The sequence below is a fragment of the Dyella sp. genome (assembly GCF_035508675.1).
Lineage (GTDB): Bacteria > Pseudomonadota > Gammaproteobacteria > Xanthomonadales > Rhodanobacteraceae > Dyella_B.
In genome coordinates this window covers 1-10,097 of sequence record NZ_DATJMN010000371.1, presented here as the reverse complement: position 1 = coordinate 10,097, position 10,097 = coordinate 1, and the positions used below count along the sequence as shown (strand labels likewise).

General features: G+C 61.7%; 9 protein-coding genes and 1 pseudogene. All 10 read left to right on the top strand.

Features of this window, described 5'->3' with window-relative positions; all coding sequences use genetic code 11:
* Positions 1–75: 75 nt before the first annotated feature.
* Entirely contained in the window at positions 76–291 is a 216-nt protein-coding gene (hemP, locus tag VMA74_RS19915; protein WP_325370189.1) for a hemin uptake protein HemP, read from the top strand.
* A gap of 59 nt (positions 292–350) precedes the next feature.
* Positions 351–908: a hypothetical protein gene (locus VMA74_RS19910; protein ID WP_325370187.1), complete on the top strand. Its 558-nt coding sequence runs from the start codon at positions 351–353 to the stop codon at positions 906–908.
* A 197-nt stretch (positions 909–1,105) separates the two neighbouring features.
* Positions 1,106–2,377, top strand: coding sequence for an efflux RND transporter periplasmic adaptor subunit (locus VMA74_RS19905; RefSeq protein ID WP_325370185.1), 1,272 nt, complete (start codon positions 1,106–1,108; stop codon positions 2,375–2,377).
* 27 nt (positions 2,378–2,404) lie between these two features.
* Positions 2,405–3,127 carry an ABC transporter ATP-binding protein gene (locus VMA74_RS19900; protein WP_325370183.1) on the top strand — a complete coding sequence of 241 codons (723 nt, stop codon included), beginning with the start codon at positions 2,405–2,407 and terminating at the stop codon, positions 3,125–3,127.
* A gap of 282 nt (positions 3,128–3,409) precedes the next feature.
* Entirely contained in the window at positions 3,410–4,729 is a 1,320-nt protein-coding gene (locus tag VMA74_RS19895; RefSeq protein ID WP_325370181.1) for an ABC transporter permease, read from the top strand.
* A gap of 10 nt (positions 4,730–4,739) precedes the next feature.
* A complete protein-coding gene (locus tag VMA74_RS19890; RefSeq protein ID WP_325370179.1) occupies positions 4,740–5,975 on the top strand; it encodes an ABC transporter permease in 1,236 nt (411 codons plus the stop codon).
* Between the two features lie 40 nt (positions 5,976–6,015).
* The gene (locus VMA74_RS19885) at positions 6,016–7,332 is read left to right on the top strand and encodes an ABC transporter permease (protein WP_325370178.1); all 1,317 of its coding nucleotides are present in this window, start codon (positions 6,016–6,018) and stop codon (positions 7,330–7,332) included.
* Positions 7,333–7,342: 10 nt separating this feature from the next.
* On the top strand, positions 7,343–8,569 hold the full coding sequence (locus tag VMA74_RS19880) for an ABC transporter permease (RefSeq protein WP_325370177.1): 1,227 nt from the start codon (positions 7,343–7,345) through the stop codon (positions 8,567–8,569).
* A 51-nt stretch (positions 8,570–8,620) separates the two neighbouring features.
* Entirely contained in the window at positions 8,621–9,946 is a 1,326-nt protein-coding gene (locus VMA74_RS19875; RefSeq protein WP_325370176.1) for an ABC transporter permease, read from the top strand.
* A gap of 12 nt (positions 9,947–9,958) precedes the next feature.
* Positions 9,959–10,097, top strand: a pseudogene (locus VMA74_RS19870) (peptide ABC transporter permease); the annotation flags it as partial.

Genomic DNA, 10,097 nt, shown 5'->3' with positions numbered 1-10,097 from the left:
AAGAGGGGTATCACCGTTGACTATTAAATGAGAATCATTATCATCTAATCCATTCTCGACGATGGAGTTCAAGCGATGTCCACCACCGGTACGCTACTTACCCTCGCCCATTCGGCTCAGCCGCCGCGTCCCGCGAACGTGGATGACGACGCCAGGCCGGCCTCCATGACGATCCGCCGCATTTCCAGCCAACGCCTGCTGGCCGGCGAGCGCGAATTGGTCATCCAGCACATGGGCAGCGAATACCACCTGCGCCTCACGCGCAACGGCAAGCTGATTCTCACCAAGTAATTTTCCATCCACTTCCGCCAGCACACGACGCCAGCCGGATCGCCACGCAGGAGATCGCTATGTTCGGCTGGCTCGCCTCCCATTCCGCCCTTTGCAGCCGCGCGACGCCAACCGCTGTATCGCGGCGAGCCCGGCGCATCACGCCACGTGCCTTGATCGCGATGCTTCCCGGGCTGGGCAGCGTGCTTTACCTCCACGCCACTTCAAACGAGGCGTTGCCGGATGATTTGCCGCAAGGCGTGTTAGTGCAGCGCGCTTGCGTGCCGTTGTTGAGCGTGCGCTGGCTGGTCACCGTCAGCGCAGTCACCGGCGATGGTCCGCGCGAGTGGTGTGAATGTATTGATGCCCGGGGGCGCACGCGGGTGCGATGGCATCTGCTGCCCGATACCGACTATCTCGCCTGGGACGCCTTGACCGCATCCTGCACGGAGACGGTTTCGCTGCCATCGGATGCACACCCCTTACTGCCCGATAGCGCCATCGTCGTGAATTTCCATGTGCGCGAGTTCGCCGGCTTGCTGCTATTGGAGCAGGCCGCTGCTCCGGCGCTGTCGCCGCTCGGCGAGGCCATTGCCAACCACATCGCGAACGCCGAATACGCACATAGATGGGCTTAAGGACGACAGCCCGGCGGCTGCGCGCCGATGCAAATGCCGCTGTCCACTGTCCGCCAAGTGTCCGCGGACACCCGCCTGGAGCGGAATGGAGGCTGCAAGTCATTGAATAGTAAACAGTAATTGGCCATCCGCGCGCTGGCACGCGGATTGCTGATCACGGTATGGGGCCGCACTGTCCGCGGCCAAGGACTCTATCCATGATTCGTGACACTTCCGCCCAGGACCGCCTGATCGAGGTCAAGTCCACCCCCAGGAAAAAGCTCTTGTGGATCGGCGGCGCCGTGGCTGCCGTGATCGTCTTAGCGTTCTTCCTACCCAGCGTCACACGTCTTTTTTCCGCCGAGGCATCGGTCAGTGCGTCCCGGCTGGCCTTCGCCACCGTGCAGCGCGGCCCGTTCGTGCGCGACATCGCCGCCGAAGGCCAGGTGGTGGCGGCGGTAAGCCCTACGCTCTACGCCACCTACGGCGGCGCGGTCACCTTGAAAGTGCATGCTGGCGATACGGTGAAGAAAGGGCAGGTGCTGGCGGTGATCGACAGCCCGGAGCTGGTCAACAAGCTTGCGCAGGAAGAATCCAACGCCGACGCGATGGAAGTGGATTACCAGCGCGCGCAGATCGATGCGCGCCAGAAGCAGTCGCAAATGCAGAAGGCGTACGACAACGCCAAGATCGATGAAGAAACCGCCGCGCGCGATTACCAGCGCTACGACAAAGCGTACAAGCTAGGCGGTGTGCCGCAGATGGATGTCGACAAGGCCAACGACGCGCTGGAGAAAGCCAAGATCACGCTAGCGCATGCCAAGGCCGATCTGAATCTCGGCAGCGATACCGGCGTGTTCGACATCAAGGCCAAGAAACTTGCGCACGATCGTCAAGTACTGATGGTGCAGGATCTGCAGCGGCAGGTCGACAATCTCAACGTGCGCTCGCCGGTGGACGGTCAGGTGGGCCAGCTATTTATCGCCGAGCGTGCCACCGTGGCGAAGGACGCGCAACTGCTCAGCGTGATCGATCTGTCGGCGCTGGAAGTGGAAGTGAAAGTACCGGAGAGCTTCGCACGTGATCTCGCCGTCGGCATGAGCGGCGAAATCAGCGGCAACGACCATACCTGGAAAGGCTTGGTCAGTGCGATCTCGCCCGAAGTGGTGAATGGCGAAGTGGCAGCACGCGTACGCTTCGAAGGCGGCACGCCCAAGCAACTGCGGCAGAACCAGCGCCTGTCCGTACGCATTCTGCTCGACCATCGCGAAAACGTGTTGACCGTGCAGCGCGGTTCCTTTATCGACGAATCCGGCGGCAGCTACGCGTACGTGGTGCGCGACGGCATCGCTACGAAGACACCGATCCGCGCAGGCGAAAGCAGCATCGACAAAGTGGAGATCCTCGATGGGCTCAAAGAAGGCGACAACATCGTGATCTCCGGTACCGACAATTTCAAAGGCGCGCAGCGCGTCGTGATAAGCCGTTGACGGCCAAACCCCAGAAGGAATGACACCATGCTGAAAATGACGCACCTCTCCAAGGTCTACCGCACCGAAGTGGTGGAAACCTACGCGCTTCGCGATTTCAATATCGACGTGAAGGAAGGCGAGTTCGTCGCCGTGACCGGTCCGTCCGGTTCCGGCAAAACCACCTTCCTCACCATCGCCGGTCTGCTGGAAACCTTTACGGGCGGCACGTATCACCTGGACAACCTCGACGTCAGCAATCTCGATGACAACGCGCGCTCGAAGATCCGCAACGAAAAAATCGGCTTCATCTTCCAGGCCTTCAACCTGATCCCCGATCTCAACGTGTTCGATAACGTGGAAGTGCCGTTGCGTTATCGCGGCATGAAAGCGGCGGAGCGCAAGGAGCGCATCATGGGCGCGCTGGACCGCGTCGGCCTCGCTTCGCGCGCCAAGCACTATCCGGCGGAACTCTCCGGCGGTCAGCAGCAGCGCGTGGCCATCGCGCGTGCACTGGCCGGCAGCCCGCGCCTGCTGCTCGCCGACGAGCCGACCGGCAACCTGGATACGCAGATGGCACGTGGCGTGTTGGAACTGCTGGAGGAAATCCACCGCGAGGGCGCCACCATCGTGATGGTGACGCACGATCCGGAACTGGCGGCACGCGCGCAGCGCAACGTGCACATCATTGACGGCCAAGTGGTGGATCTGGCGGAAGACCCGCGCTTCCACACCGCATACACGGCGGCAGCGGGGCAGGTGCGGGGGTAGCAATTGCCTGTGCGCCGGACTTGCGCGAATCGCACGAGGTTCAACCTGAAATGAAAGGTGCAGGGAGTTGGGGCGTAGGTTGGCGGTGAGGCGAAGCCGAACCCCAACGGCGTAATGCGCGTGGCAACGTCGGGTTCGGCTGCGCCTTGCCACCAACCTACGAGGGCTCGCGCCACGACCTCAAGTTCGGAGCACTGCCCCTTCCTTGCTGCAAGTAGGAAGGGGCCCATTGCAGCAATACGTCTTCCAAGTGATTTTTCAGACATCGACTCCGAGAGATTCATGTTCGCCTATTACCTCCAACTCGGTCTACGCAGCCTCAAGCGCAATCCCGTGCTTACCGCGTTGATGGTGATGACCATCGCTTTTGGCGTGGCCGCTTCCATGATTACCTGGTCGGTATTCCGCGTGGTGTCGGGCAATCCCATACCGTGGAAATCCAGCCAGCTCTATAACGTGCAGATCGATAACCGCGGCCCGCAATACGACAACCCGCCCAACGAGCCGCCGGAAGCGCTCAACTACACCGATGCCGTCGCACTGATGCAGGCGCACAAGGCACTGCATCAAACCCTGCTCTACGACATCGCACCTGCCGTGCTCCCCGACCGTCCCAACGACCTGCCGAGCACGGCCGATGGCTACGCTACCAGCGCCGACTTCTTCAGCATGTTCGACGTGCCGTTCAAATATGGCTCGCCGTGGACAAGCGCGGAGGACGATTCGCATGCGGCCGTCGCCGTGATCGGCAACGAGTTGAACGAAAAGCTGTTCGGCGGCGCCAACAGCGTCGGGCGGGAGGTGACGCTGGATATGCATACGTATCGCATCATCGGCGTGACCGAGCACTGGGACCCTAAGCCCCGCTATTACGACGTCTACGACGGCATGCAATTCGCTGACGATCCACCGGAGGTCTACATCGTCTTCAATCGCGCGATCGATCTGCATGTCCGCATGTCGGGACGCAACAATTGCGGCGGCGGCCCGATGCATATTTCCAGCGATGAACAATGGTTGCATCGTGAATGCGCCTGGATTCCGTTCTGGGCCGAATTGCCGACCACGGCCGACGCGCAGAAATACAAGGATTTCCTGGTGGCCTATTCGGCGGAACAGCAGCGGGCCGGACGTTTCGATTGGGCGCCGAACGTGCGCTTGCGCAACGTCACCGAGTGGCTGGACTACGAAAAAATCGTGCCATCGGAAAGCCGCATTTCGTTGTTCGTATCGATCGGCTTCTTCGTGATCTGCCTGGTCAATACGATCGGCTTGCTGCTCGCCAAATTCATGCGACGCTCGTCGGAAATAGGCGTGCGCCGTGCGCTCGGTGCGACCCGGCGCGAGGTCTATGCGCAGTTCCTGATGGAGGCAGGCACGGTGGGATTGGCCGGCGGTGTGCTGGGTTTGTTGCTGACGATCGTGGGCATGCAGGGCGTCGGTCTGCTATTCGAGCCGGATGTGGCGCAACTGGCGCACGTGGATGTGTCCCTATTGGCGACGACGCTCGTCGTGGCCGTCGTGGCGACGGTGGTTGCCGCGTTCTATCCCACATGGCGTGCGGCGCAGGTGCAACCCGCATGGCAGTTGAAATCCAGTTGAGGCGATGACGATGCAGATCAAGCCCATACTCGCCGCCATGCGCCGCCACAAGGCGGGCACGATCCTGATCGGGTTCCAGATCGCCCTGACGTTGGCGATCGTGTGCAACGCGCTGTTCATCATCCACGAACGCATGGCGCGCGTCAGCCGCTCCTCGGGGGTGAACGAGTCGAATCTCTTCGTCATCACCAATGAGTGGGCGGGAAACCTGTCCGACCCGCAAACGGCGGCGCAAATCCAGGCCGACCTCGACGCCTTGCGCCGGCTTGGCAGCGTCGAGGATGCGACCGCCATGAACAGTTTCCCACTCCACGGCAGCGGCTGGGACAACTTCATCCGCATGAAGCCGGACCAGGTCCACATGACCACGGACACGTCGATCTACATGTCGGATGATCACACGCTCGATACCTTGGGCGTAAAGCTGATCGCCGGACGCAACTTCACGCCCAATGAGATCCAGGCGTTCCCGATCCAGGAAATGAAGTCGTGGCCCGTGATCATCGTCAGCAAGGATCTTGCGAAACTGCTTTTCCCCAACGGGGATGCGCTCGGCAAACAGATCTACGCCGCCAACAACAATACGCCGTCGACCATCATCGGCATCACCGACACGCTGCAGTCGCACATGATGGACAACGACGATAACGCCTATGCCTACAACGCGTTGCTGGTGCCTATGCGTGAACTCGGCAACGGTTATGTGCAGTACCTGATTCGTGCCCGTCCCGGCCTGCTTGGCGCGGCCATGCGCGATGCACCCAAGGCGCTGATTGCGCAAAGCCGCATGCGTATCTTTGAGGCCAAGGATGGCGTGATGACTTTCGCGCAAGTACGCGCCAAGGCCTACGAGCGCGACTACGGCATGGCGATTCTGATGGGCATCGTCAGCGCCGTGCTGCTGGCGATCACCGCGGCTGGCATCGTCGGGCTCACCAGCTTCTGGGTCGGGCAGCGGCGCCGCCAGATCGGCGTACGGCGCGCGCTCGGCGCGACCCAGGGCGACATCCTCAGTTACTTCATGACCGAGAACATGTTGATCGGCCTGGGCGGCATCGTGGTCGGCACCCTGCTAGCCCTTGGCATCAACCTGTGGATGGTGACGCATTACGGGGTAGCGCATTTGTCGGGCAGCTACTTGCTGGTCGCGGCCATCGCGTTGCTGGCGCTTGGGCAAGGCGCCGTGTTTGCCCCGGCCTTGCGTGCCGCGCGGGTCCCGCCCATCGAAGCGACACGGCCCGCATGAGCCGGCATTCGCATCAGCGGACAGGGGAGTGAAAGACAGGATGCTTGCCTACTATCTACGGCTTGGCCTGCACAGCCTGCGACGCAACCCGCTGCTCACTGCATTGATGGTGCTTGCCATCGGTGTGGGCGTGGCCACGTCGATGACCACGTATGCGGTGTTTCGCGCCGTGTCCGCCAATCCGCTGCCGGATAAATCCTCGCGGCTGTTCGTGCCGCAGATCGATCCGTGGGGACCCCAGGCGCGCCTTGATGGCAGCGACGTGCCAGATGCGCTTACCTACACGGATGCCATGGCGCTGATGCGCGATCGCAAAGGCGCACGGCAGACCGCGATCTATCCAATAAGCCATACGCTGATTCCGGACGATGTTTCGCGCGAACCGTTCCATGTCAGCGGCTATGCCGCTTATGCCGATTTCTTTCCCATGTTCGAGGCGCCATTTGTCTATGGCAGCGGCTGGGATCGCGGGCAGGATGATGCGCACGCGGCGGTCGTGGTGATCAGCAGCCAATTGAATCGGCAACTGTTCGGTGGCGCCAGCAGCCTGGGCCGTACGCTACGGCTGGACGATCATGATTACCAGGTCGTTGGCGTGATGGCGGATTGGAATCCGCGGCCGCGTTTTTATGATGTCAACAACGACGATGCCTTCAACGACCCGCCGGATTTCATCCTGCCATTCACGCATGCCGTGGACACACACACCGATACCGACGGCAACAACAACTGCCGCGGCACGAGCGGACGCGACCCGGGCTGGGATGGCTGGCTGCGTTCGGGTTGCGCATGGGTATCGTTCTGGGTCGAACTGCCGGACAGCGCTGCTGTGGCGGCGTACCGCAGTTATCTGCAAGGTTACGCGGCCGAACAGACCCGGGCCGGGCGCTTTCACTGGCCGTCCAACACGGCGTTGTTCAATCTCACCCAATGGCTGCGCCACGAACAGGTAGTGCCCCCGGCCACGCGCATGTCTTTGTTGCTGTCGCTGGGTTTCTTTCTGGTCTGCCTGGTGAACACGGTGGGCTTGCTGTTGGCGAAGTTCATGCGCCGCGCGGGTGAAATCGGTGTGCGCCGCGCGCTGGGCGCTTCGCGCCGGGAGATATGGCTGCAGTTTCTGGTCGAGGCCGCCATGGTAGGTGTTGCCGGCGGCGTGGCGGGGCTGCTGTTTACCGGCGTGGGCATGTCGAGCATCGGGCTGGCTTTCGATCCGGACATTGCCCGCCTGGCGCACATGAGCGCGGGCCTGATCGGTCTGACCCTGCTGTGCGCCTTGGTGGCGACGGTTGCCGCGGCGTTCTATCCCACCTGGCGCGCGGCGCATGTGCAGCCCGCGTGGCAACTGAAGTCCAATTGAGGCGATGACGATGCAGATTCGCCCCGTACTCGCTGCACTTCGACATCACAAGGCCGGCACCCTGCTGATTGCCGCGCAAATTGCCTTGACGCTGGCCATCATCTGCAACGCCTTGTTCATCATCCACGAGCGTCTGGCCCGCTTGTCGCAGCCCAGCGGTATCGACGAATCCAGCTTGCTGGTGATCGGCAATGAATGGGTCGGCAAGCCGACTCCAGCTCAAATTGCTTCGTTGATGGCCGCGGACCTGGATACGCTGCGCAAGGTGCCCGGCGTGGCGAATGTCTATGCCACAAACTCCTACCCATTGAGCAACGGCGGTATGGTGCTGGGCGTGGGCCATTCGCCGGACAAACTCAAATACGTTATTAACGCGGCAACTTATTTCGCCGATGAGAACACGCTATCCACGCTGGGCTTGAAATCGGTGGAAGGGCGTAACTTTCGTCCGAACGAGATCGGCGTGCTCGACGGAAAAGGTGCCGTGCAGCCCGCCGAGGTCATCATCACGCGCGCGCTGGCCACGCAGATGTTTCCGCACGCGTCGGCGATCGGCAAGCCGATCTACGTCAGCGCCAGGCCAAGCATCGTGATCGGCGTCGTCGACCGTCTGCGTACGCCATTCGTAGACAGCAGCATGGCCAAATGGTCGGATTGTTCCGTGCTGGTGCCGTATCGCCAGCTCACGCCGATCACGCAGTATGTGGTGCGTGCGCAGCCGCGGCAGCTCGATGCGGTCAGCCAGCGCTTACGCGCCGCCTTGTACGCCGTCACCCGCATGCGCGTCATCAGCCCGAAGGATGGCGTGCGCAGTTTTGCGCAGGTGCGCGAAGCGGCCTATCGCGACGACCGCGGCATGGCAATCCTGATGGGTGGCATTAGTGTGGTGCTGCTGCTGGTGACCGGTGCCGGCATCGTTGGATTGAGCAGCTTCTGGGTCGGCCAGCGCCGCAAGCAGATCGGCGTGCGGCGTGCGCTTGGCGCCACGCGGCGCGACATCCTCAGCTACTTCCTCACCGAAAACTTGCTGATCGCCGCCAGTGGCGTGGCGGTGGGTGGTGTGCTGGCGATCGGCTTGAATCTCTGGCTGATGAAGCAATTCGAGATGGATCGGCTCGGCATGGGTTATGTGCTGGGCGGGGTGGTGGCGCTCTTGCTGCTGGGGCAGGGGGCGGTGCTGGCGCCTGCGCTGCGCGCCTCGCGCGTATCACCGGTAGAAGCAACACGATCGGTATGAAGGACAGCGTTTTGAGCATGGACATATTCAACGACAACGGGGAGGCGACACATGCTGGGCTATTACCTTGATCTGGCGATCAGAAGTCTGAAGAGAAGTCCGGGCCTTACCCTGCTGATGATCCTGATCGTCGCCTTCGGCGTCGGCGCATCGATGACCAGCTATTCGGTATTCCGCGCCGTGTCGGGCGATCCGATTCCTTGGAAGTCCGCGCGCTTGTTTGTACCGCAGATCGATATCTGGGGACCGAAGGGGCGTCTGGACACCAGCAACAACAATGATCCGCCGGATGCGATGGATTATCTCGACGCGGTGGCCCTGATGCGCGACCACCGCGGCAAATATCAGTCGGCCATGTATCGCGTGTCACCGTCGATCGTGCCGCCCGATCCGCACATGCATCCGATCAACGTCGGCGGGCATGCCGTCTACAGCGAGTTCTTCGCGATGCTGGACGTGCCGTTCAAGTTCGGTAGCGGCTGGGGCGCCGATAGCGATGCGCAGCGCGCCGCCGTGGCGGTGATCAACAGCAAGCTCAACCAGAAATTGTTCGGCGGCGCCAACAGTGTCGGCAAAACGCTTGACATCGATGGCAAGGACTACCGCATCGTCGGCGTGCTGGATAACTGGACGCCCAAGCCGGTGTACTACGACGTGGTCAATACCGGCGGCTTCACCACCGAGCAGGAGGACGTGTTCCTGCCTTTTACCCGCGCCATCGACGTCGGCATGCCGAATGACGGCAACACCAATTGTGCGGAGGTGCCGAAAACCCCCGGTTTTGTCGGGTTGCAGCAATCGCCCTGTGTGTGGATTTCCTACATGGTGGAGCTGGACGATAAGGCGGCCGTGTCGGCCTACAAGAATTATCTGGACGGCTATTTCAATGATCAGAAGGCCGCCGGACGGTTCAATTGGCCCTTGAACAACCGCCTGCGCGACTTGCCCGCATGGCTGGCGTCGGAGCACGTAGTGCCTAGCGACACCAAGGTGTCGCTGGTGGTGGCGCTGGGTTTGCTGGTGGCATGCCTGGTGAACACGGCTGGCTTGCTGCTTGCCAAGTTCCTGCGCCGTAGTGCCGAGATCGGCGTGCGCCGTGCCTTGGGTGCGCCGCGCATGGCCATCTATATGCAATTTCTGATCGAAGCCGGCATGGTCGGGTTCACCGGCGGCCTGTTTGGCTTGCTACTGACCTGGATAGGCATTCACGGCATCGGCTGGGTGTTGCCAAAGGAAATCGCCTCGCTGGCACGCGTCGATCTGAGCCTGCTGGCTTTCACCCTGCTGGTCGCGGTCGTCGCGACCATGCTCGCCGGCCTTTATCCCACTTTCCGCGCCTCGCGCGTGCAGCCTGCGCTGCAGCTGAAAACCAACTAAGGAGAGGCAGCCATGACCTTGCACCCCATGATCGCGGCATTGCGCAAGCACAAGGCAGGCGTCGTGCTGATCGCGCTGCAGATCGCGTTGACGCTGGCCATCGTCTGCAACGCGATCTTCATCATCTATGCACGCATCCAGAACGTGCAGC

What these genes read in the sequence shown, in the direction of transcription:
- hemP (WP_325370189.1), top strand. Translation starts at nt 76, where the DNA reads ATGTCCACCACCGGTACGCTACTTACCCTCGCCCATTCGGCTCAGCCG.
- VMA74_RS19900 (WP_325370183.1), top strand. Translation starts at nt 2,405, where the DNA reads ATGCTGAAAATGACGCACCTCTCCAAGGTCTACCGCACCGAAGTGGTG.
- VMA74_RS19905 (WP_325370185.1), top strand. Translation starts at nt 1,106, where the DNA reads ATGATTCGTGACACTTCCGCCCAGGACCGCCTGATCGAGGTCAAGTCC.
- VMA74_RS19885 (WP_325370178.1), top strand. Translation starts at nt 6,016, where the DNA reads ATGCTTGCCTACTATCTACGGCTTGGCCTGCACAGCCTGCGACGCAAC.
- VMA74_RS19875 (WP_325370176.1), top strand. Translation starts at nt 8,621, where the DNA reads ATGCTGGGCTATTACCTTGATCTGGCGATCAGAAGTCTGAAGAGAAGT.
- VMA74_RS19895 (WP_325370181.1), top strand. Translation starts at nt 3,410, where the DNA reads ATGTTCGCCTATTACCTCCAACTCGGTCTACGCAGCCTCAAGCGCAAT.
- VMA74_RS19890 (WP_325370179.1), top strand. Translation starts at nt 4,740, where the DNA reads ATGCAGATCAAGCCCATACTCGCCGCCATGCGCCGCCACAAGGCGGGC.
- VMA74_RS19880 (WP_325370177.1), top strand. Translation starts at nt 7,343, where the DNA reads ATGCAGATTCGCCCCGTACTCGCTGCACTTCGACATCACAAGGCCGGC.
- VMA74_RS19910 (WP_325370187.1), top strand. Translation starts at nt 351, where the DNA reads ATGTTCGGCTGGCTCGCCTCCCATTCCGCCCTTTGCAGCCGCGCGACG.